Here is a 23,039-nt window from a genome sequence, read left to right as displayed (position 1 = left end):
ATCTCTCATGACACAGAAGGGCAGCCGGAAGGATTCGGCTGCCCTTCTGTAACGCTTATTGTGCAGAGCCCGAGGACTGCTTGGCCTTCAGGCGAGCCAGGACATCAGCACCGCCGCCCGACTTGGAGCCAATCCCGGCTTCTTGTAGACGGCGCTCCAGATCACCGCCGTTGGAAGCGCTGGCGAGCTCTTCAGCGGCTTGCAGGCGAGCATCCTGCTCGTCCTGACGGGCCTTGATCCGGGCCAGCGAATCTACAGCCGTTTCCAGGGAACCATTGGCACCACCTGTAGCGGCAGCTGTTGCCACTCGTGCCTTCTGAACGGTTTCCCGCGCCTTGGCCATCTCGACTTGCTGCTTGAGCCCCTTGATCTGCGCTTCGGCCTTGATGACCTGAGCATGCAGGGCTTCTGTCTGCTTGCCGAACTGATCCGCCAGCACCTGCTCCTGATCACGCTGGGCCTCGATCTCGGCTACCTTGTTTGCACACTCAGTCGCCAGACCTTCCTCGCCCTTCTCCAGCGCAGCCATCGCCTTGCCTTCCCAGTTCTGAATGTCCCCCTTGAAGGCATCCAGACGTTGCAGCGAGAGCTTGTGCTTGGCCTTGATATCGACCAGGCCGTTACGAGCCCGCAGCAAGGCGGCTTCGGCATCACGGATTTCCTGGTCAAGAATACGGATTGCCTGCTGATCGACAATTGCTTCGCCCACTTCAGAGGCGCCACCGCGAAGCGCGGTTACTACTTTTTTCCAAATGCTCATCTGTGTACTCCAATGCGAATAAAGGGTCAGGCCTTGATATGGTCTTCGAATGCTTCAGCAGCACGAATCACGTTTTCCGCCAGGGTGTAGATCTCCTGAACGATGACCGTCAGGGACGAGGCCGCGCTCAAGGCACCAAACATGCAATAAATCTCTGTACCGTCTACCGATTCGATACCTACCGAGGACAGGGGGAACATGTCTCGGCTACGCAGCAGCAGGCTGTTGAACTCAACGGTATCCTTGACTTTGCCCGCCTCAAACAGCGTGGCATCGACTAACACCTGATCACCGGAGACCGCCAGGTAAATCGGCAGGTCGCCATACTCGGTCATGATAAGTTTGATGCTGGGCACCGCACCTTCGGCAACGGTCAGAACAATCTCGCCCTTTTCAACCACCTCCAGCTCGGCCAGGGCCTTGTGCAGCGAGCTGATACTCCAGTTGGTGTTCTCGGTCATAAAGTCCTCCAGTTTGACTTTCTCGCCCAAAAAGGGCTGCCGTAGCGCTTTTTCTATACCCCGAAGGGCGTTAACGTTTTCAGGAAGAATCCAGAACTCACGCTTTACCAGACCTGCCTCACGTAATCGTGTCCGCATTTCGCGCACATAATCAGCAGTCGTTTTACCCTTGCCGGAGCCTGCCTTGGCCATAGCATCATCCGATGGTTTCTTGCGAGGCATCTGACCTCCCAGACTCATTACATGTAAGAAAATCTACTCCTGAATTCAGGACAATACAATACTTACATGTAAGTATTTTTAACCGTTACATGTAATATTTTTTGGGTGCTTCCGGGATGAGATAAAGTGCTGTAGCTATCACTGGATTTTCCGCTTGGGCTCATTGATAAAGAGTCAATACCGCTGCGATGGCCAGGATCAGTCTTTTAAAAAGCACTTGTGCTTGAGTCTTGCCCATAGACACTTGGTTAGACCCAAGCCTGATGAAGCTCTTAGCGTCTAACTGATAATGTACGAGCTGAACCAAAAGACGCGGCGAAAACAGTTGGATATGTAGGTGCCCAGAACGGCCTATTCTCAACGAGATAGTCTGGGCGGGCGGATAGCCTAACTCATGCAACTGCTATTGCTGGACAATCGTTGCGCGGTTGCCAGTACCGGTCTGACTCACAGTAGCCGCGTGGCCTGCCAGGCTCGAGTCAGCGATCTGCTGAGTAATGCTTGCAATGTTCGCAGTACCATTTTGCAGGACAGTCGCTGCGTTGCCATTATCGTAGATGATCTCACCTGAACCGGTCTGCGACACTGTAATCTCATTAGAAGTACCAAGCTGCGTCAGATCAGCTTGGCTACGATTGCCGTTCTGGCTGACCGTCAAGCTGTTGGCATCACCTTCCTGGGCGTAGTTTGTACGCGTCAGATAATCCGCTTGCCTGATATCTGCAATGTTATTGCTTCCACTAGAGTGTCCGCTAATGGAGCCTGATATTGCACCTTGGTCAACAAAGAGTTCGTTGTTGTTGCCGCTTTGCCTGACATCCATGGAGTTGAGGCCGCCCCCCTGGTTGATCGTAGCAGCATTGGCCGTACCGTCTTGAATCAAAGCCAAGCCATATTGTTCATAGCGGCTCCCAGACCACTGGTCTACGGCTGCAAAGTTTTGATCGCCTGTCTGTGAAATAGCCGCCGACGCATCTAAGGGGCCGCCTTGCTGGTTCAGAACGATCTGGTTGCTATCACCGAACTGTCTCAACTCAGCTGATTTTCCTGTCGTCTGTACCACATTGACGATATTGTCATTGCCCGTGGTACTGGCTGATAAGGCGTTATAAGCCTGAGAGCCCTGCTCAACCAAGTGAGTATTGTTGTTTCCCTCTTGATACAACGTGGCGTCATTGGGTCCATAGCTGCTCAGCTGATTGAGAGCAGCCATATTGGAATCGCCAACCTGCGTTACCGAGGCAATGGCTGCCTCTCCTGAAGAAGACTGATAAACAGACACTGTATTGGTATTACCTGTCTGGCTAACGTCTATCGAGTGCCCAGTTCCTTCCTGAGTCGTCCCCGCCAGATTGCCGTTACCGCTTTGCAGAATGGCTGAGCGGTTCAAGTCACCTGTTTGTAATTGGGTAGCTGTATTGCCTTCCCCGCTCTGATCGAGCGTCACTTCGTTATTGTTTCCCTTCTGGGTTTGCGTAGCACTGTGGTTAGCCGCCATTGCGTGACCGGTGAATGCGATAAGAACGGCAAATGTAAGAGGCTTTAGCATGAACATGAGTTACTTTCCTTGTGAAGTCATTGGCTCTTTTGCTAAGTCATGGACAAAGCTTAAGAGCTATAGACCAGCACCCTGAAAGTGGCAAATGTTCATATTCATGCCTTACTGGCGCGATAGCTAAACGATATCAGACTGCATTTATTAATATCGATTGCTTGTAATCTTTTTCTACCGTTTTCCCAGCAGTAAACTAGACAAACGCTTTATTACGTGCTCGCCAGGCTAGTGACTGAGGGCAGGCGCAAATTACTTATTATCCTGGGCAAAACTTCTTCTTAATGTTATTGATTTGTCTGCCAAACCATTGTTTGTATCGTTATATGTGGATGACTGTCTAAAGGACTCCACTCCTCCATAAAAACGAACCCTTGCCGTAAATAAAAATTGACTGCTCTTGTATTGGTTGGAGAAACTTCAAGAAATACGTGCGTGTATCCTTTTTCTATCGCACGGGCTTTCACTGTCTCAACAAGCCGGACAGCCGCACCGGAGCCACGTAGGGATGGTTTGACCCACAGACCAATCAGGTTGAAACGGTTCGCTGCATCTTTGCCACCACCTATCATCCCAACCGGATTATCGCCTTCGAGTGCTAGCCAAAACTCCGGTCCAGCCCGAGAAGCGGCTCGCGCTCTCCATTGAGTCTCGGTATAAGCTGCCGCTGCTGTATAACTCGCGCCAAAAGCGGTTGGTGTATCCAGAAGTGCCGCCAGACGAACCTGTTTCAGGCGCCTCCAATCCTCTTCCCGAGTTGCCAAAATTTCCATAACTCACGCCCAAGTAAATCTGTTTAACTGTGTATCGAAGTTATATGGTTAAAGAACACAGATAGCCTGTTACTTCACTTGCGAGTCGTTGAGATGGACGAAGTCTACTGCTGCATAAGAGCTGCTGTATTGGCCAGTCCGCTCTGCGTGAGTTCTACTTGGTTACTGATACCGGTCTGTTGGATATGTGCATTATGAAAAGCGCCCTCTTGGGTCAGTAAGCTGATGCTACCTGTTGCCTCAACCTGAGCGACCACGCCGATCAAGTTATTACCCTCCTGAGCAATATCAATACTATTAGGAGCCCTGTACCAGAGGTTTGATTGAGTAACATCCATACTGTTATCAGATCCAGTGACATTGGCAATAATCGTAGATCGCGTACTGTTACTTTGTTGTTGTACGGTTAGGCGATTGGAAGTTCCTACCTGGCTTGACTCCAATAAGGAGCGATAACCCGTCTGATCCAGATTTGCCTGATTATTGCTGCCATCCTGAGCAATCCGTGCACGCCCGGAGAGTCCCTCGTCATCACTTCGTTGATAGCTTTCAACTGCGTTGCCATTACCCTGCTGCGTGACTGTAATCTCTGCAGCCGAACCACCCTGCCACACCGTTACGCCATTTGAATCACCCGCTTGGGAAATAATGGCCCCGTTACTTGAGATATAGCTTCCCGGCAATGCTCCTACGGTAATGACGTTGCCGCTCCCGTACGATTCGAGCTGCGCGCTAACCAGATACCCTTCCTGCCTAACTGTATGCTGGTTATTGTTTCCCTGTTGCAGGCTGGTTATGTAACTAAAGGCGCCTTCCTGAGTAAGGGTGGTTACGTTTCCTGCACCCTCCTGCGTTACATAACCACCGTTGGCTGCACTTCCATCGCCAGAGGCGCCCCACTGCTGCACCACTGTGGCCTGGTTGTTGGCGCCTGCCTGATCGATGCTGATCCGACCTTCACCTACAGTGGTCTGAATGGAGACCGCCTGATTATCCGTGCCGGACTGACGGGTCTCTGCCGTGTCATATCGATCGCCTTCCTGGCGCTGTAAGGAATAGTTGCCCGAGCCAAGCTGCGTTACTGACATCTGTAATCCGGTACCGTCCTGATATTGCTCTGCTACGTTTTCTTGTGCGGTTACAACCAGGGGAGCCACCAGGATCAACACCCCTGCAAAACAGGCTGAACGTTTCATATGAAACTCCATGTAAGCCTAAAGTCGCGCCAAGCACACTCGACAGTCAACGTGATCAGAACCGCATACCGCGCATGAACCTAAGTTCGATAGGGCTTGGGCGGAGCCATCACGTAAACATGACACTCATTTGGAGAATAGTGGAATTTTCAGGAAATGCTTCCATAGCCGTAACGGCCATATTCATACATTCATAAGGCTTGATTTGAAGAGAGCTTCAAGGATATTGCAACTAGTCATGCACGCGAACTCCACGCCTCAGGAGAACTCAATTATCTCGTACCCTTCATGAGGACTCGCCATGAGAAAGATAACTGCTTTTCTAACAGCTTCAGTGCTTACTGCCAGTGTTGCGGGTGTAGCCTGGGCCGATCAGCCCGGTGCTGACTGGATCACCAAAGATCAGGCAGAGGCTGCACTTAAGGCTGCCGGTTATACGCAGATCACCAAGATCGAAGCGGACGATGGACACTGGGAAGGTGAAGGCACCAAGCAGGACGGCATGAAGTATGAATTTCATGTAGACCCGCACAGTGGCAAGATCACTAAAGACGAAATGGACCATTAGCGCCTACTCGTGTGCCTACCTACGCCGGTAGGCACACTTCACACCGTGCTTCTGTGACGTGTACGCCTCTGCCCTTTCTTCCGAACTTGAACAGTGGTTTAACCGCTAGGCCGCCTGTACACCACAAATAGGCAGATATGCTTATGATAGGTGTCCCTTTTCAGGAAGACGGTCATGACGCAAAAGACATTATTGTTGACGGGTGCGAGCCGTGGCATCGGCCATGCCACGGTCAAGCACTTCAATGCAGCGGGCTGGCGCGTATTTACCGCTTCACGCCAGAATTGGGCGGCAGACTGCCCCTGGTCCGAAGGATTGATGAATCATATCCATCTCGACCTCGAAGACATCGATAGCGTTGAGCAGAACCTGGCGCTGATTCACGACAAACTGGGTGGTCGTCTTGACGCGCTAGTGAATAATGCTGGCATCTCACCCAAAAGCGAGACCGGTTCACGGCTGGGTGTGTTGGAAATGGGCTACGCCGATTGGATCAAGGTATTCAACGTCAACTTATTTTCTACCGCCCTGCTGGCAAAAGGGTTGTTCAATGAGCTCAAGGCCGCCAAGGGCTGCGTCATCAACGTTACCTCCATTGCTGGGTCGCGAGTTCATCCATTCGCCGGCGTAGCCTATGCAACGTCCAAAGCGGCCCTTTCGGCGCTGACCCGGGAAATGGCCTACGACTTCGGCCCGCATGGCATCAGGGTAAATGCTATTGCTCCAGGTGAAATCGATACCTCGATTCTTTCACCCGGAACGGAAGAAATCGTTCAACGCGATATTCCACTTCATCGCCTGGGTAAGCCCGAGGAAGTGGCCTCCTTGATCTACTTTTTATGTACAGGAGGCGCGTCGTACATTAATGGCTCCGAGATCCATGTCAATGGCGGCCAGCATGTTTGAAGCGCAGGAAGGCCGGAGTAAAAGCTGCTACGGCTTTTCTCTGAATCAACCAAGTCGGCTCAACCGAGTGGATCGTTTACCCGAGCGCTCCTTTGGAATGCCTGAAGGGAACGGAGCTGTTGGCCGTCCTCGTTAAAGTTGGCCGGGTCTAACCATCCCGTAAATGCGTTACGCAGTACCGGCCATTCAGTGTCAATGATTGAAAACCAGGCCGTATCCCGGCTCCGTCCCTTGTAGACCAGAGCCTGCCGGAATACCCCTTCAAACTGAAACCCCAAGCGAAGCGCAGCCTGGCGCGAGGGCTCGTTCAGGCTATCGCATTTCCACTCGTAACGCCGATAGCCCAGGTCCTCGAAGGCATGATACATAAGCAGATAATGTGCTTCGGTTGAAAGTATCGAGCGCTTCATGAGTGAGGAGAAAGCAACATGCCCAACCTCCATAACGCCATTGGCAGGGTCTATCCGCATCAGGGACAACGTCCCAACCGCGCGACCGCTTCGTAGATCGACCACCGCAAAGTGCATCGGGTCCTCACTCGCAGCAGCCTGCTCGGCAAACCGATGATAGTCCGCTTCATGAGTGAAAGGGCCGGACAGCATATAGGTCCAGTCTCTGCCGTCTTCTGCATGACCATACGCCTCGTACAGGTCGGATGCGTGGATCTCAGCATTGAGTGGCTCAAGGCGACAATAGCGACCCTCCTTTACCGTACGAGACGGCCGTGAACGCTCTGTCCACTCTGCCAGAGGCTGCCCTATGGGTTGTTGGTACGCGTTCCGTATTTTTTCCCGATTCATCATCTACCTGACCGACAGTTGAATGAGCTATAACGGTATTCAGGATATGGCTCTGCCAAAAGAGCCACATTTGAGCTTTTTTGTAGAGCCAGACACTTAGCTGATGAATACGATACGTGAAACCCTGTTGCTGTTTGGCACACCACTCTCTCGAGCCCCATCAGCGGCGTCGTTGCAGGCACAGCTCTATGAACGACTCCAATCAGCTATTTTGAAGGGACAGTTGGCGGCAGACACTCGGCTGCCCGGCTCACGTGAATTGGCCAGTGCGTTATCAATTTCACGCAACACGGTTATTGCCGTATATGAGCAACTTTCGACCGAAGGGTATGTTCATGCGAGCCCTACCGGTACCCGAGTCGCGAGGTTGTCCGAGAGGCATGTATCCGCTGCAGATGATATGCCATGTACGGCCGGACTGGCCCGACGCATTGAGCAGATAGGGAATGGCTCAGCGCTCGCCGAATCCAGCGGTGCACTCCGGCCTGGTATCCCGGCGCTTTCCTACTTTCCGCTCTCTACCTGGCGACGGGTGTTGGATCAGGAGATCAGCCATGCGGGCTCTTCGAGTCTGGGCTATGGAGATCCGTTGGGTGAGCCACGTTTGCGCGCCTCGCTAGCACGTTATCTCTCGCTTTCACGCGGGGTTAACTGCACGGCAGAGCAGATCATCATTACCGAAGGAACCCAGGAAGCCCTGGCGCTATCTGTTCGCCTGCTGACCAATCCAGGCGATACGGCCTGGATTGAAGATCCTGGCTACCGGGGTATAAAGACTGCAATGCGTGCAGGTGATCTACATATCGTTCCCAAACGGGTCGATACAGAAGGGTTGGCAGTAGCAGCCGCTGACTGGGTTACTGCTCCACCTCGCCTGATCTACACCACTCCCTCTCATCAATATCCCATGGGGTCAGTGCTTAGCGTAAGCCGGCGTCTGGCATTGATTGAGCACGCACGGGCGCATGGCGCCTGGATCATTGAAGATGATTATGACAGCGAGTTTCGCCATTTCGGTGAGCCTGTAAAAGCCATGCAAGGCCTCGTCCTGAATGCGCCGGTGGTGTATATCGGCAGCTTCAGCAAAACCATGTTTCCAGCGCTTCGCCTGGGTTTCATGGTACTGCCTCACTCACTGATGGTAGCGACCCGCGCCTCCCTGACAGAAATGCTGCGTGGAGGACATCGTCATGAGCAGCTGGCGATGGCGTCCTTTATCGAGAAGGGACATTTCAGCCGTCATCTAGGCCGTATGCGGCGTCTGTACCGTGAGCGCCAACAGATCTTGCGCACCGCGCTCCAGCAGTTCATCCCTATGCCCTATGAACTCATGGGTGGAAATGCGGGAATGCATCTGACGTTACGTCTACCCGCACATTGTTGTGATCAGAAGGTAGTTGAAGCGGCTAGTCGCTACAATATGGCTCCAGCGGCTCTGTCACGTTATACCTTGTCACCGCTGCCCGAGGACAACGGCTTGGTAATTGGATATGGCAATACGGCGACGGAACTGTTTGCTCCGCTGGCCAGCAGACTTGGGCAACTTCTTAAAAGCGCTTGATTACTGATGTTGCTGAAGGGTTCCAGTCACGGCCCAGGCTTAACGTTATCTCTTTCGTATCCATGCAGATCTACCGTACGAACTTGAAAGAGCCCCTTGCACCCTTAAAGACAACCTAAGGCTGGCTATAAATTGCCTCACTTCACTAGCATCCGGTCAGGCTAAGGCGTCAGCATGTAGCTATTGAGCTAAACCACTACATTTCGTCTGTTCCGCCTCGCTTTTTTTGCAAAAAAATGAATTTTTTTACTGAATTTGTTCTTCTACGGCCCATGCGGCATGGACAAATCACTATCAGCATTGCACCCTTGGGTCGGAGCTTCTCTAACCGCCCTACCTGAAGGAAAAAGTGATGGCCAAGGCCTCTGATTTGATCGTACGTTGTCTGGAAAACGAAGGTGTGGAATACATCTTTGGTATTCCTGGGGAAGAAAACCTGGACCTGCTGGACTCGCTCTCCCGTTCCAGCCAGATCAAACTGATCCTGACACGTCACGAACAATCCGCCGGATTCATGGCGGCGACCTATGGTCGTCTGACCGGTAAGACCGGCGTGTGTCTGTCGACGTTAGGCCCAGGCGCCACAAACCTTGTGACTGCAGGCGCCTATGCCTACCTGGGCGGCATGCCGATGATGATGATCACCGGGCAGAAGCCGATCAAGAAGTCCAAGCAGGGCCGTTTCCAGATTATCGATGTCTGCGGCATGATGGACCCGATTACCAAGTACACCCACCAGCTGGCTTCTGCCGACAATATCCCTTCGCGTATCCGTGAAGCGATCCGTCTGGCTGAAGAAGAAAAGCCCGGTTCGGTTCACCTGGAACTTCCAGAAGACATCGCGGCTGAGCAGACTGAAAGCACCCCGATTCCACCCAGCCTGACCCGCCGACCCATCGCTGAATACAAGTCCATCCAGGCGGCCATATCCAAGCTGGAAGGCGCACGCAGCCCAGTCCTGGTCATCGGTGCGGGGGCCAATCGCAAGATGACGGCGCGCGTGCTGCGTCAGTTAATTGAAAAGACGGGTATTCCGTTCATTACCACCCAGATGGGTAAAGGGGTGGTGGATGAGCGTCATCCCCGTTTCCTGGGTAACGCGGCGCTGTCGGCCGGTGACTTCGTGCACCGTGCGCTGGAGTCGGCTGATCTGATCGTCAACATTGGCCACGACGTCATCGAGAAGCCACCGTTCTTCATGGTGCGTGGAGGTACGGAGGTCATCCACATCAACTTCCGTTCGGCCGAAGTCGATCCGGTGTATTTCCCTCAGGTAGAAGTGGTAGGCGATATCGCCAATGCCATCTGGCAAATCAAGGAAGCCATTGAAGTTCAACCAACCTGGGACTTCGACCGCCTGTTGACCATTCGTGAAGCCAATGAGGCTCATGTCTCCGAAGGCTCCACAGATGACCGCTTCCCGATGTACCCGCAACGTATGGTCGCAGACCTGCGCAAGGTACTGCCGTCGGATGGTATCGTGGCGCTGGATAACGGTATCTACAAGATCTGGTTTGCCCGTAACTACAAGGCCTACATGCCCAATACCGTGCTGCTAGATAACGCACTGGCAACCATGGGTGCTGGTCTGCCTTCTGCCATGGCGGCACGCCTGGTTCATCCACAGACGCCTATCGTTGCCGTATGCGGTGACGGCGGCTTCATGATGAACAGCCAGGAACTGGAAACCGCTGTACGCCTGAAGATGAACCTTGTGGTCATTATCCTGCGTGATGACGGATACGGCATGATCCGCTGGAAGCAGGCACAGATGGGCTTTGAAGATTATGGTCTGGACTACGGTAACCCGGACTTTGTCCGTTATGCCGAAAGCTATGGCGCTCAGGGCCATCGGGTGGAAAGCGCTGCGGAATTCGCCTCATTGGTTGAGCGCTGCGTGAACACACCAGGCGTACATGTAATCGATTGCCCGGTCGATTACTCCGAAAACGACCGCATTCTGCACCAGGAAATCAAGGAGCGCAGCGCTCAGGTCTAAATAGCACTGTACCCGATGAAACCAAACGCCCCCGTACTAACGGGGGCGTTTGGTTTGAGAGTCTGGAAGGATGGGTATGGCCCCACCTTTTCACCCTATCGCGCCGGCGCCTCATGAATCAAAGCGATCCGGTTACTGCTGGTCGCTGCCCAATCTCAAACTGATCAAAAAATGATCAACTCTGTCCAGCCCTTGCCGTATATGGGCTAGCCGTAATTATCCACAAGCATATTCACTTTATAAGTGGAAAACCTATCAGGCTGAAACACTGAAAATCCGCAGCCCGGCCTGTTAGCTCACTCCAACATCGACGCCTTATTGATTCGGATCAACGTCCTGCACGGCAAAATGCTGAACTTCTGGTCACAAGCGGGTTACTAAATCGTAACCGAAGGACAATGTTATCGATCCCTCTAGAAAGGAGTGCTGATTTGAGCCAGTTAGAGAATGTCCCGAAGCGTAAACGCATTACGGCTACGTATGTCATAACGCTTGCGATCCTGGGAATCCTGTTTGCCATCGTGGTCAACAAGTTCATTCTGCCCAAGTCCGAGACCTTTGATGGCGATGCCGTCAAACCCAGACCTTCAGTCAGCGAATACATTACCCAGGCCCAGCCGGACGTCTGTAAGGATGAGGCAGCAGATGCGCCAAGTCCGAAATGTGTATCAGACCTTGCCCTGAAGGCCAAAGAGCAGGGCTATGACTTTAATGAAGTGGATACTTACCTGAAGCAGCGCTTCCCTAACGTACAGCGTTAACGAAGCAGCCTGGAAGCGCCAGTCCTTCTCAGGAACGCTTCCCAGAACAACAGAGCGCCTGCAGACATCTACCGCAGGCGCTCTGGTTTTAAAACATGAAACAGGACGTAATTGATCAACGATTACGGACGGCACCCAGCCGGATCAGCCGGCTACTGCGGTCAGATGCTCATGCAGAATGACCGAGCCGATACCGATTAGCACTACCCCACCAATGATCTCGGCCCGCTTGCCGATGACAGCCCCCATCACGCGCCCCAACATGACGCCGATAGTCACCATGATCATGGTTGCCAAGCCGATGGCCAGCGCCGCGCCAATGATATTGACGTTGATGAAAGCAAGCCCCACGCCGACCGCCAGGGCATCGATACTGGTGGCTACCGCCGTAATGGCGAGCAACCAGAACGAGTGCTGAGTGGGCTTTTCCTCGACCTCTTCTGCTTCTCTCACGCCAGACCAGATCATGCGCAGACCCAGACCTAACAGAAGCGTAAAGGCAATCCAGTGATCCCACTCTTGTACAAACTGAGCAGCTGCAAGGCCGGCAGCCCAGCCAATGACGGGGGTAATGGCCTCAATGGTGCCAAAGATCGCACCGGTGCGTAGCGCTTCTCGCAGACAAGGCTTATGCAGGCTGGCACCTTTGCCCACCGCAGCGGCGAACGCATCCGTGGACATGGCTAAGGCAAGTAAGACGAGAGCAGCTGGATTCACGATTTCCGTACCGATCGGGCTAACATCCAATGACATATCCACGCGCCCGATCCTGAACGCAGATATATCAATGGTCTCGCCAACCGGGTGGTCGTTTATGCCACGGCATGCATGCCGAGAATGTTGACATAAACACTTTCGAAGCATTCGAAAGCAGGCTACTCCCCAAAGAAGCCGCCACAATACACAAAGAAATTTATCAAGTCTATCAGATAGATAGAGCTAATCTTTTTAGCCATGGCTATGTTTTGTCGTCACCTCATAGGCTCGAAAGGGCCTCACGCACCTTGAGCCTGTATAACCTCAGCGTATACCTCTCCCTCTGGCACAGGCGTCAACGTACCGCCAGCCGCGCGGCTCGGTGCCATATGCCTGACACACTTGCGCCGTATTGTGCTCAGTACCACTGGAGCAGCTGCCATGGGCTTGCGACCGGTGCACTCACTTCCTGGACGGAGAAGATAACAATGAAAAAAGTACGGCCTCTCTGGGTCGCGCTGGCGGCTGCGCTGTCCACCCATGCGCTGGCGTCTCCCAATAACACGCTGGTAGGCTGGGCTGTCATGCCACCTGATACGTTTTCCGATGGGCCTACTTCTGGCCAGTTCATCAGTCCAAATCCGTATGGCACCTTTGTGCCGCCTTATCAGGGCCGCCAGCCCGTACAGGGGTTTTCCGCGGTGTTGCCAGGCGCTGATGAAAACAGTTTTCTGTTCCTGACAGACAATGGCTTCGGCACTCAGGCCAACTCTGCCGATGCCCTGCTGCGTCTGTATAGCGCACGGGTTGATTTCAAGACCCGCGGCGGCGGTACCGGTACGGTTACCGCAAGCAATGCTCTGACCGGCATGCCTCTGGCTCGCTTTACCGAGCCGTCGCGAATCACGCTCAACGATGTCAACCGTAAACTGACCATGCCTATCCAGGCGGATTACGCTCACTACTACAACAAGAGCACCAATCCCGAAGTGGATCCCGCCATTCAGTTCTCTCGCCTGATCACTGGTGCTGATCTGGACGTCGAGTCCGTGCGCCGTGACAAGAACTGTGCATTGTGGTTTGGCGATGAGTTCGGACCTTATCTGGTCAAGACAGACGGCTCAGGAACCGTATTGCGGAGCGAAATCCCACTTCCGGGCGTTTACGCGCCGGAAAACAAGGACGTTGTAGCAGGAAAGGCCACGGCCAACCTGGGCGGCTCGGGTGGGTTTGAGGGTATGGCTATCAACCCCCGTGGTGACAAATTGTATGCCCTACTGGAAAAACCGGTGACAGGTGATCCGGCTAACCAGCTGCGTATCAACGAATTCGACATCGATCATGAGCGCTTCACTGGCGTTACCTATTTTTATCGTACCCAAGCTGCTGGCAATGCTATTGGGGACATGACAGCCATCGACGATAATCGCTTTCTGGTCATCGAGCGTAACGGCGGCACAGCCACCAATGGCGTCCCGTTCAAGCGGATCTACCTGATCGACACCCGTGCCGTGCCTAATGGCGGTGTGGTACGCAAGACCGAACTGGTCGATCTGATGCGCCTGGACGATCCAGACGACCTGAACGGCGATGGATCAAATGTATTCACGTTCCCCTATGTCACTATCGAAGACGTGCTGCCGCTGGACGAGCGCACCCTGCTCGTGGTCAACGACAACAACTTCCCTGGCGGAGGCGGTCGCGAGCGGGCAGCAGATGCGACCGAGTTTCTTAAAATCCGTCTGGCTCAGCCCATTCCTGGCATGTGGCCTCCACATCTGTTACAGCGCACCAGTAATGCACGGTGCGGTCTGCCCTTGAAAATGGCCAGAAACGGCTAGTAAACCAGAAGCGCTCCGAAGCATTCCTCGGAGCGCTTCTACCAGACTTACAGCTCCGTGTTTCCAGACGAGCCACGGGGTCGTTCACGGCAGCTGAAACTTGCTGCCGACTCGATATCGCCGGTGCCGTTGTACAGGGCAATACGCGGGTAAGGACACAGTGGGCGTGTCCGTGCAGGTGACCAGTCCGCCGGAACGTCAGCATTCACTCCGCCTGCATTACCTACGCCGCGTGCGGTAGCAATGATCTCTTCTGGCGCCCTGCCCTTTTCAACCCAGTTGACCAGAGGCGTCAACATGTCGAATTGATCGGTGGACGGTCCACCCTGGCAATGCCCCATGGCCGGTACGGTATAAAGGCGGGCAAACCGCTCTGCCTGTCCTCGGTTGGCCCTCTGAAGGCCCTCATACCAAGCTACAGTATCGTCAACCGAGAAAATAGGATCGCTAACGCCATGATACACCATGACCTTGGCTCCCCGCTGCCTGAGTAAATCAAGACGGGTAGGATTCGGGGGTGTCATGAATCGCATGGCGGATTCGGTGTAGATCGCATTAGAACGTGTGATTCGTGCGAGCAGATCATCAATGGAGCTGTTGAGGGCCAGCGACTTGCCATCGAACGTCGCCGGGCTTACCGGCGGTACGCCAAATACAATACCCACAGCCAATGAGTCACGGCTGATAGGCGACTCGAACTCCCAGGAAGCTACATCCTTGGTCGCAAGTCCGCTGTCATAGGGGAAACTCGAATAGAATCGCTTGCCCACCCGCGTTGTAGCTCCCTTGAAAATAGGGTCTATGGCACGCTTCTGCGCAATGCTCAGGCACTGACCGTTGCGCTCACCCCGACAGGTGGGAACATCTCGCCACAGGCTGAACGTACGCTGGCAGCGCGGGTAATCCTGCACAAGCCCATCGGTAGCACTATCCAAGGCATCGCAACGTGCCAGGACGCGTTTTGCAACCAGGGCACGTTCCTGGGCAGTGAATGCAGTAGACAAGTCATTGGGATCCGTGGCGACCTTGGCATACTGCTGCGCCCCAAAGATACTGGCTACCGCTGCCAGGGGAAGCCGATAGCCCGGTGCACCGGCCAGGAAGCCATCGTAGTCGTTCGCCAGCCGATTCATGGCTACAAAGGTATGCCGACCGCCATTGGAGCATCCACCGAAGTAGGAGTGTTCAGGCCGCCTGCCATAGGCTATCTGTAACGCCTGCTTGGCCATGGGCGTCAGTCTCAAGGCCGCCTGATAGCCATAGTCGAGACGGGCCTGCGGGTCGATGCCAAATGTCATGTTCTGTTGCGCCGTATGACCGGCATCGGAGCTCAGAACGGCAAAGCCTTTATCGAGGGCATTAGTGACCGGCCCTCCGCCCAGCCCGCCTGTAGCGGTAACTACGTTGCCATCCAGCCCGCCATTGGCCTGATAGAAGAACCGTCCGTTCCAGGCCAGGGGCAAGCGCATCTCAAAGCCAACGGCATAATGGGCGCTATCGATACCAGTTCGAGGATTCATGCGCCCCTGAATCAGGCAGTGGGCCGCAATATCGTGCCCGCCGACCTTGAGCTCACCGGCATCAATCCGCGTGGCTGTGTCAATCAGAGTGTTATCAAGCGTGGCAAGCTTGCTTGCCAGCGAGGTGCAACTACCTTGCAACGAGAGGGTGGAGTCAGCGCTGGCGAGGGGAATAACAAAAGCTAAAGCACTCAGGCAGCCAGCAACGGCCAGCGTCTTGTGGATAATGGTTCGCTTCATGGTGCGTCCTTCTTGTGTTTATTGTCGGAGCAGTCAAAGAGCAATCACAGAGGCGACACCGGATGACAGCAGCGGTTACCTCTGTCTAATAGTTAATATAATTAACTATTAGACGCAAGCGAATCCGCGTAGACAAATGCATTCAGCCATTGACGATCAACCTGATCACCCGCAGAACATCTTCACGGGTCGTCGGCTCTTGCTCAACGGAGCGATGTATGGTCAGCCCTTCGATCAGAGCATCTAGCGTTCTGGCAGTGCGTGCATCGAAATGCTGCGCCAGTGCCCGCTGACTGCGAAACATCCAGTCCTGCATGATCGACTTCATTGCGGGGTTGCGACTCGCGTAGGCGTAGAGTTCGTAGGAAAGCGTCATCACGCGGCCATTGTCTTCCTGCCAGAAATCGCCACAGATCACATCCGCCACGGCGTCGAGGGCTTGCTCGGGTGTCTTGGCTGCGCCCAGGAGAGCATCGAAGCGGGCAGAAATGGACCAGGCAAAACGGGTGAACGCTTCCTTGAGCAAGTGCTCGATGCCGTCAAAGTGGTAGGTCATGGAGCCCAGTGGCACATCAGCTACGGCTGCGATGCGGCGGTGGGTAGCGCCTGACACGCCATCACGCGCGATGACCTCCAGAGTGGCATCAATGATGCGACTCCTTCGCTCAGGATCCAGACGTCGTTCAGAGGGCATGCCGTGTCAGTCTCCGAAACAATGCAACGTAACCGTATAGGTCGGGTGGACGGATGGAACGAACAGGCTACCATGTGTACGAACGTACACATAAGCCCTGATTTTGTTTTACCTAGGATGGAGTGAATCCGTGACACCCGCGATTCGGCGCAGACGTACCGCTCTGTTTGTACTGTTTTTGATCCCCGGACTCCTGTTGGCGTCATGGGTAACCCGGACACCCGATATCCGGGACTTGCTGAGTGCCTCGACCAGTGAGATGGGCATGATCCTGTTCGGCCTGTCATTGGGCGCCATGCTCGGCGTACTTGCCTCGGGCCGCCTGGTGAGCCGCTTGGGTACCCGACCGGTCATTGGTGGTGGATTGGTATTGGTATACCTGGGGTTTCTGGCTATTGCCGGAGCTTCTACCGCCTCGCTAGCCATTGGTGTGTTTGCCGGGCTTTTTCTGTTCGGCCTGGGTCTTGGCCTTTCGGACATCGCCATCAATATCGAGGGCGCCGAACTTGAAACCACTACACGCAAACCGCTTCTGCCCGCGCTTCATGGCTGCTTCAGCCTTGGTACATTGGCAGGCTCGCTGATCAGCCTGGGACTGACTCATCTTTCGCTGCCGGTCTTCTGGCATCTTATTCTCATGGGCGCGGCAACCCTGCTTCCCTGCGTCTGGGCGTGCCTCGCCATCCCCCCGGGTACCGGGCAGACGCAGACCGCCAAGACAGAGCAGCAGTCGGTCACGCCTTTCAAACCCTGGAAAGACAAGACGCTGATCATGATCGGTCTGATCGTACTGGCGCTTGCCCTGGCGGAAGGCTCCGCCACCGACTGGCTGCCGCTGTTGATGGTCGATGGACACGGTTTCGATCCCGCGTCTAGCGCACTCGCGTATGCTGGCTTTACCACGGCCATGACGATAGGGCGCTTCTCAGGCACCTATATCCTCCAGCGATTCAGCCGAGAGGCCGTCATACGGGCCAGTGCCCTGTCCGGTGCGTTAGGTATCGCCCTCGTGTCGTTCTCTGACAACCCCATCTTGGCGGCGGCCTCCGTACTCTTCTGGGGGCTTGGCGCATCGCTGGGTTTTCCGGTGGGGATCTCTGCTGCCGGCGACTCTGGCGAACAGTCGGCCAAGCGGGTAGCGGCCGTTGCAACCGTAGGCTATCTCGCTTTTCTGATCGGCCCGCCCTCGCTGGGCTTCATTGGACAAGCCTACGGGTTACGCATGGCCATGGTGGTTGTGCTGGTATTGGTAGCGGCCACGGTTCTGCTGGCACCTGCTGTACGAGACAGTCGATTGCATTCGGAACGTCGAATCAAGGAAGCCTGCCATGAATGAACGCGAAAAAGCGGCCGCCGGCCTGCTCTATGACGCCAACAATGATGCTGAACTTATCCAGCAGCGCCTGGAGGCCAAGGTTCAGGTTCATGCTTATAACCACCTTGATCCTCGGGACCTTGAGGGCAAAAAGCGTATTTTGAAAACGCTGTTGGGCAAGACAGGGGAGCATGTGCTCATCGAGGCGCCCTTTCATTGCGATTACGGCTATAACATCGAGCTGGGAGAAAATTTCTATTCCAATGTCAATCTGGTGATTCTGGACTGCGCCAAGGTCAGCATTGGCCGCAACGTATTCATAGCGCCCAACGTAGGACTTTACACGGCTGGCCATCCGCTGGATGCAGAACGACGAAACCAGGGTCTGGAATATGCGCATCCCATTACCATCGGCGACAACGTCTGGATTGGTGGGGGCGTTACAGTGTTGCCAGGCGTGACGATTGGCGAAGGCGCTGTCATTGGCGCAGGTAGCGTCGTAACGAAAGATATCCCGGCCCATGTGGTGGCGGTAGGTAATCCCTGCCGGGTGCTGAGAACAATAGACAACGCCGATCGTACCAACCCTCCTTCGCACTGACCCCTGGAGTCCAGATCATGTGGAATCACTGCAAATGGTTGAACGAGCCCAGCCGCTGGGCACTTGAGAATGATCACCTGCGCGTGACAACGGATGCGCGTACCGACTTCTGGCGCGAGACTTATTATGGCTTTATCAGAGACACCGGACATTGGTTTCACGTCGCCGCAGGAGGTGACTTCACGGCAACGGTGAAAGTGGAGGGTCGGTTCAGCGAACTCTATGATCAGGCAGGACTCATGATCCGTCTGAACAACACCACATGGTGTAAAGCGGGCATAGAGGTCAGTGATGGCCAACGCCTCATCGGCAGCGTGTTGACGCTGGGCCATTCGGACTGGGCTGTAGGTGCACTGCCGGGCGAGCCTGATACCTTCTGGCTCAGGGCGACCCTCAAGGACAACGCCTTGAGAATTCAGTATTCGCTGGATGGGCAAGAGTGGCCATTGCTAAGGCTGGCCTATTTTCCAGGCTCCAGCGCCGTTGAAGTCGGACCGTTCTGCTGCACGCCCGAACGCGCTGGCCTGGAAATCGTATTCTCGGACTTTACCGTTGGGCCTGCACTGGACAAGCCGTTGCATGATTTGAGTTGAACGCCCTTATAAAAGGTCAGCCGTGCTTGGCTTCCACGAAGCGGCGAAAGATGTCTAACGTTTCGCTGCTGACATGGTGTTCGATACCTTCCGCGTCACGTCGGGCAACGCTTGGATCCACTCCCAGGGCCAGGAGGAAGGACTCGACAATGTGGTGCCGTTCACGGCTGGCTTGGGCGAGCGCTTCCCCCTCCGGCGTCAGGAAGATGCCCCGGTACGGCTTTTGGACGACATAGCCACAGGTAGCAAGACGCTTGAGCATTTTCGCGACCGTAGGCTGGGCGACGCCAATCCGGGTGGCGATATCAATCTGGCGCGCCTCGCCGTGGGCATGGATCAGGTCGGAAATCAGTTCGACGTAATCCTCAATGAGTTCCTGCCGATGCGCTTCACGCACCTGCTGAAAGCCTTCCATGTGTACGGAAGCCTCTACCAAGGGTTTCATCGATACCGCTTCTCCTCGAACTTTGCTCACCACACATTCTCCAGAATGAATCAAGCGCCCGATACACACGGATAGCGCCGCCCTATTCTGACCGATCCCCTCTGCAACGCCAAAATGTTTAACCGTCAATCCTTGAAATAGATAAGTTTTATTGCCCGTGCTTGGAAACTTAGCCTAGGCTAAGTTTCATATGTATTACGTTGTACAATCCTTGCGAGCGTTCATTACATGAAAGAGTCGGCCACTTATGCAGCACTTTCCTGGGGTGACAGGGAAGAACCGCGCCCCAGCCTGGGACGAATGAACGCCAGCGTGCCTGTTCCTGCAACCGGGCACTGGCTGCGTCGTCTGATGGCTTTTATCGGCCCTGGCTACATGGTAGCCGTGGGCTATATGGATCCGGGCAACTGGGCAACCGACCTCGCGGGCGGCTCCAAGTTTGGCTATATGCTGCTGTCAGTGATCCTGCTGTCCAACCTCATGGCTATTCTGCTCCAGTCGCTGGCAGCGCGGCTGGGTATCGCATCGGGGTTGGATCTTGCGCAGGCCTGCCGCCATCAATACTCCAGGCCAGTCAATTTCCTTCTCTGGATCGCCTGCGAGGTAGCAATCATTGCCTGCGATCTGGCTGAGGTAATCGGCACCGCCATTGCCTTGAATCTATTGTTTGGTATTCCTTTGGTCTGGGGAGCCATCATTACCGCCGCCGATGTCTTCATCATTCTGCTTTTGATGCGCCGTGGTTTCCGCTGGCTGGAGGCCTTTGTCATCGCCCTTTTGACCATTATCTTCGCCTGCTTTGGCGTTCAGATGATGCTCGCACAACCCGCCGTGGGCGAGATTCTCCAAGGCTTTTTGCCCCAGGCAGAAGTGGTGATGAATCCAGAAGCCCTTTACCTGGCCATCGGTATCATCGGTGCGACCGTGATGCCGCACAATCTGTATCTGCACTCCTCCATCGTGCAGACGCGTGCCTACCCCCGTACGGAAGAAGGTCGCCGTCAGGGTATTCGCTGGGCGGTAACGGACAGTACCATTGCCCTTATGCTGGCCCTGTTCGTCAATGCGGCCATTCTGATTACAGCAGCGGCTGTCTTTCATCAGGCAGGTCGTACAGACGTCGAGGAAATCGATCAGGCGTACCACCTGTTATCACCCATGCTGGGCGTAGGTATCGCCTCGATACTGTTTGCGGTAGCGCTATTGGCTTCAGGGATCAACTCCACTGTGACGGCCACCCTGGCGGGTCAGATTGTCATGGAAGGCTTTCTCAACCTGCGTCTGCCAGACTGGGCACGTCGCCTGATCACTCGCGGGCTGGCCATCATTCCAGTCGTGGCGGTTACCATCCTGTTCGGGGAAAGCGGCACGGCAAAACTGCTGGTCCTGAGTCAAGTCGTTTTGTCCATGCAGTTGCCATTTGCAGTGATACCGCTGGTACGGTTCGTATCAAATCGCACATTAATGGGCAGTTTTGCCATTAGTCGTAGCGTGGCGGCGCTGGCATGGTTTATCGCCCTGCTGATCGTCGCGTTGAACATCAAGCTGCTCTTCGATGTACTTACAGGCCAGGGAGGCGGTATCTTCTAGCCTTACGGCGAGCAGCGGCCAGGTAATACGCCAGGCTGCATACAAAAAAGCCAGGACCGTTTCTGATCCTGGCTTTTTTGTATCAAGTGTTTTTATTGAGCGTCCTTCAGCGTCCCTGAACGACAGCGGCAGGTACCCGGTTGGCCGCCGCATGGCGCTTGCCCACCAGATTGCCGATGGCGACCACGATCAGGGCCAGCAGGCCGGTTGCCATGATTTCCATACGGTGCGCCTCGCTGAACAGCATGACGGTCAATGCGCCAACGATGAAAACGATAACTGCCCAGGTCAGGTAGGGGAACAGCCACATGCGAAACTCGATCACCTCGCCATGGGCTTCCAACTTGTGACGCAGACGCAGCTGGGAAATGGCGATGACCAGATAAACCAGCAAGGCAACAGCGCCGGAGGTTGCCAGCAGGAAGCCAAAGACGGCTTCAGGCATAGTGTAGTTTGCAATGGTACTCATAAACCCTACGGCCGTGCTGGCCAATACAGCCGAGCGGGGGACGCCGTTTGCCGAGACACGCCCTGTCATTGCAGGTGCATCGCCACGACGGCTCAGCGAGAACAGCATGCGTGAGGCGGTATACAGGGCCGAGTTCAGACAACTGGCTACTGCCACCAGCACCACAACATCCACGATCAGCTTGGCGTGCGGGATGGACATCACCTCAAGCGCACGCTGATACGAACCCACGATAGGCAGTTGGGGGTCATTCCACGGAACCATGGAAACAACCAGGAAAATCGACACCAGATAGAACAGTGCAATACGCCAGATAACCGAGTTAGTCGCCTTGCTGATTTGTTTGGAAGGATTCTTGGACTCAGCCGCAGCAATGGTCACGATCTCGGTGCCCATGAAGCTGAACATTGTCGTAAGCAAGGCACCCAGCACTGCGCCAAAGCCATGGGGCATAAACCCACCGGTCATTTCCATCAGGCGTCCCAGGCCGCTGACTTCCCGTCCTGGCAGCCCACCGGCCAAGGCAAATGCACCCAGCGCAATGAACGCAACAATAGCCATAACCTTGAGCAGCGCGAACCAGAACTCGAACTCACCGTATTTGGCAACACTAAACAGATTGGTAACGGTAAGAAGCGCAGTGATAGCCAGTGCAAATTGCCACGTAGCCACTACAGGGAACCAGGAGTTCAGAATGGACGCTGCGGCAACGGCTTCGAGGGGGATAACCAGTACCCAGAACCACCAGTACAACCAACCGATTGTGAACCCTGCCCAACGTCCAATGCCGCGTTGCGCGTAAGAAGAAAAAGAACCCGTGTCCGGCGAGGCTACCGCCATCTCGCCCAACATGCGCATAACCAGTACGACAAGGGTGCCTGCCAGTGCATAGGCCAGCAGAACAGCGGGACCTGCAGCGGCAATGGCGTGGCCGGATCCTACAAATAAACCGGCACCGATTACCCCAGCGATTGAAAGCATAGTGACATGGCGGGGTTTTAGAGCGGGTGAAAGGCTTTTTTCATTATGTACTTGGCTCATAGGTGCTACCTAAAGCGGAAAAACCCTTCAGCAGCAATATATGAGCCAGCTACCAAACACCTTTGCTAAATGCCATAAATTGAAGCGAACTTCTACCAATGTGCACGATTTTTAAGCTTACTCCTTGCCATAGGCTTGCTGAATGGTTTCATCCATATGAATAGCTCGCACTTTAATTGTGCTTATAACGGTAACAATGTGTGCAACCCGCATCAAAAAGGTGCATAGATTGGTAGCAACTTGGTTGCACCTTTGCAAGACAACTAAAGAAAGCCTCGTCTTAATGGCGAGGCTTTTCCCAAGTCAGATTCTGAAACTTGAAACGAGCTGATCGAGGCGATTGGCCTGTTGCTCCAGCGCATGGCAAGCGCCCAGGGTTGCGTTCAGGTTTTCCACGCCCTGCTGGTTGAGCGAGTTGATCTCGGTAATGTCGAC

General features: G+C 54.5%; 22 protein-coding genes and 1 riboswitch. Of the genes, 10 read left to right on the top strand and 12 right to left on the bottom strand.

Going from position 1 to position 23,039, the window contains the following annotated elements; all coding sequences use genetic code 11:
- Positions 1–55 precede the first annotated feature (55 nt).
- From GM154_RS21510 to GM154_RS21490, 5 genes are all read right to left on the bottom strand, one after another.
- A complete protein-coding gene (locus GM154_RS21510; protein WP_010798800.1) occupies positions 56–760 on the bottom strand; it encodes a PspA/IM30 family protein in 705 nt (234 codons plus the stop codon).
- Positions 761–786: 26 nt separating this feature from the next.
- Positions 787–1,443, bottom strand: a complete 657-nt coding sequence (locus GM154_RS21505) for a YjfI family protein (RefSeq protein ID WP_219653306.1) — start codon at positions 1,441–1,443, stop codon at positions 787–789.
- A 403-nt stretch (positions 1,444–1,846) separates the two neighbouring features.
- On the bottom strand, positions 1,847–2,998 hold the full coding sequence (locus GM154_RS21500; RefSeq protein WP_219653305.1) for a hypothetical protein: 1,152 nt from the start codon (positions 2,996–2,998) through the stop codon (positions 1,847–1,849).
- A gap of 284 nt (positions 2,999–3,282) precedes the next feature.
- Positions 3,283–3,768 carry a GNAT family N-acetyltransferase gene (locus GM154_RS21495; RefSeq protein ID WP_219653304.1) on the bottom strand — a complete coding sequence of 162 codons (486 nt, stop codon included), beginning with the start codon at positions 3,766–3,768 and terminating at the stop codon, positions 3,283–3,285.
- A gap of 104 nt (positions 3,769–3,872) precedes the next feature.
- Complete coding sequence (locus tag GM154_RS21490; RefSeq protein WP_219653303.1) at positions 3,873–4,964, bottom strand: hypothetical protein; 1,092 nt, start codon at positions 4,962–4,964, stop codon at positions 3,873–3,875.
- A gap of 301 nt (positions 4,965–5,265) precedes the next feature.
- Between GM154_RS21490 and GM154_RS21485 the strand changes: the two genes are divergently transcribed.
- Together GM154_RS21485 and GM154_RS21480 are read left to right on the top strand one after the other, a co-directional pair.
- Complete coding sequence (locus tag GM154_RS21485) at positions 5,266–5,532, top strand: PepSY domain-containing protein (RefSeq protein ID WP_125889133.1); 267 nt, start codon at positions 5,266–5,268, stop codon at positions 5,530–5,532.
- Positions 5,533–5,706: 174 nt separating this feature from the next.
- Positions 5,707–6,438, top strand: coding sequence for an SDR family NAD(P)-dependent oxidoreductase (locus tag GM154_RS21480; RefSeq protein ID WP_074829093.1), 732 nt, complete (start codon positions 5,707–5,709; stop codon positions 6,436–6,438).
- Between the two features lie 59 nt (positions 6,439–6,497).
- On the opposite strand, the gene GM154_RS21475 is transcribed toward GM154_RS21480, so the two are convergent.
- Entirely contained in the window at positions 6,498–7,241 is a 744-nt protein-coding gene (locus GM154_RS21475) for a GNAT family protein (RefSeq protein WP_308460629.1), read from the bottom strand.
- Between the two features lie 100 nt (positions 7,242–7,341).
- Between GM154_RS21475 and GM154_RS21470 the strand changes: the two genes are divergently transcribed.
- From GM154_RS21470 to GM154_RS21460, 3 genes are all read left to right on the top strand, one after another.
- The gene (locus GM154_RS21470; protein WP_219653302.1) at positions 7,342–8,799 is read left to right on the top strand and encodes a PLP-dependent aminotransferase family protein; all 1,458 of its coding nucleotides are present in this window, start codon (positions 7,342–7,344) and stop codon (positions 8,797–8,799) included.
- 352 nt (positions 8,800–9,151) lie between these two features.
- Positions 9,152–10,798 carry an acetolactate synthase large subunit gene (locus tag GM154_RS21465; RefSeq protein ID WP_010798806.1) on the top strand — a complete coding sequence of 549 codons (1,647 nt, stop codon included), beginning with the start codon at positions 9,152–9,154 and terminating at the stop codon, positions 10,796–10,798.
- 431 nt (positions 10,799–11,229) lie between these two features.
- Positions 11,230–11,559: a hypothetical protein gene (locus tag GM154_RS21460; protein WP_010798807.1), complete on the top strand. Its 330-nt coding sequence runs from the start codon at positions 11,230–11,232 to the stop codon at positions 11,557–11,559.
- Positions 11,560–11,703: 144 nt separating this feature from the next.
- Here GM154_RS21460 and mntP read toward each other — a convergent pair whose 3' ends face one another.
- A complete protein-coding gene (gene mntP, locus GM154_RS21455) occupies positions 11,704–12,276 on the bottom strand; it encodes a manganese efflux pump MntP (RefSeq protein ID WP_074829148.1) in 573 nt (190 codons plus the stop codon).
- A gap of 9 nt (positions 12,277–12,285) precedes the next feature.
- A riboswitch (yybP-ykoY riboswitch) is annotated at positions 12,286–12,450 on the bottom strand.
- Positions 12,451–12,743: 293 nt separating this feature from the next.
- Here mntP and GM154_RS21450 point away from each other — a divergent pair.
- Positions 12,744–14,096: an esterase-like activity of phytase family protein gene (locus tag GM154_RS21450; RefSeq protein WP_219653301.1), complete on the top strand. Its 1,353-nt coding sequence runs from the start codon at positions 12,744–12,746 to the stop codon at positions 14,094–14,096.
- Between the two features lie 47 nt (positions 14,097–14,143).
- Here the strand turns inward: GM154_RS21450 and GM154_RS21445 are convergent, their stop codons facing one another.
- Both GM154_RS21445 and GM154_RS21440 read right to left on the bottom strand, forming a co-directional pair.
- Complete coding sequence (locus GM154_RS21445; protein ID WP_219653300.1) at positions 14,144–15,856, bottom strand: tannase/feruloyl esterase family alpha/beta hydrolase; 1,713 nt, start codon at positions 15,854–15,856, stop codon at positions 14,144–14,146.
- 142 nt (positions 15,857–15,998) lie between these two features.
- On the bottom strand, positions 15,999–16,550 hold the full coding sequence (locus GM154_RS21440) for a TetR/AcrR family transcriptional regulator (protein WP_010798811.1): 552 nt from the start codon (positions 16,548–16,550) through the stop codon (positions 15,999–16,001).
- A gap of 130 nt (positions 16,551–16,680) precedes the next feature.
- On the opposite strand from GM154_RS21440, the gene GM154_RS21435 reads away from it, so the two are divergent.
- The 3 genes from GM154_RS21435 to GM154_RS21425 are packed head-to-tail and all read left to right on the top strand — an operon-like array spanning position 16,681 to position 19,059.
- Complete coding sequence (locus GM154_RS21435) at positions 16,681–17,886, top strand: MFS transporter (RefSeq protein ID WP_219653299.1); 1,206 nt, start codon at positions 16,681–16,683, stop codon at positions 17,884–17,886.
- A complete protein-coding gene (locus tag GM154_RS21430) occupies positions 17,879–18,466 on the top strand; it encodes a sugar O-acetyltransferase (protein ID WP_219653298.1) in 588 nt (195 codons plus the stop codon). Before GM154_RS21435 ends, GM154_RS21430 begins: the two co-directional genes overlap by 8 nt.
- Positions 18,467–18,483: 17 nt before the next feature.
- Positions 18,484–19,059, top strand: a complete 576-nt coding sequence (locus tag GM154_RS21425; RefSeq protein WP_125889140.1) for a DUF1349 domain-containing protein — start codon at positions 18,484–18,486, stop codon at positions 19,057–19,059.
- A 16-nt stretch (positions 19,060–19,075) separates the two neighbouring features.
- Here the strand turns inward: GM154_RS21425 and mntR are convergent, their stop codons facing one another.
- On the bottom strand, positions 19,076–19,534 hold the full coding sequence (gene mntR / locus GM154_RS21420) for a manganese-binding transcriptional regulator MntR (protein WP_237719454.1): 459 nt from the start codon (positions 19,532–19,534) through the stop codon (positions 19,076–19,078).
- 198 nt (positions 19,535–19,732) lie between these two features.
- Between mntR and GM154_RS21415 the strand changes: the two genes are divergently transcribed.
- Positions 19,733–21,094, top strand: a complete 1,362-nt coding sequence (locus GM154_RS21415) for an Nramp family divalent metal transporter (RefSeq protein WP_219653297.1) — start codon at positions 19,733–19,735, stop codon at positions 21,092–21,094.
- A gap of 106 nt (positions 21,095–21,200) precedes the next feature.
- Here GM154_RS21415 and gabP read toward each other — a convergent pair whose 3' ends face one another.
- Both gabP and GM154_RS26045 read right to left on the bottom strand, forming a co-directional pair.
- Complete coding sequence (gene gabP / locus GM154_RS21410) at positions 21,201–22,604, bottom strand: GABA permease (RefSeq protein ID WP_219653296.1); 1,404 nt, start codon at positions 22,602–22,604, stop codon at positions 21,201–21,203.
- A gap of 303 nt (positions 22,605–22,907) precedes the next feature.
- Positions 22,908–23,039 (bottom strand): hypothetical protein (locus tag GM154_RS26045; protein WP_374940335.1); only part of this gene is annotated, 132 nt, incomplete at its 5' end.

It is taken from the genome of Pseudomonas sp. MAG002Y, from assembly GCF_019400845.1.
GTDB classification, from domain to species: Bacteria; Pseudomonadota; Gammaproteobacteria; order Pseudomonadales; family Pseudomonadaceae; genus Chryseomonas; species Chryseomonas luteola.
The sequence above is the reverse complement of the archived record's forward strand: the minus strand, read 5'-3'. Positions and strand labels throughout refer to the sequence as shown.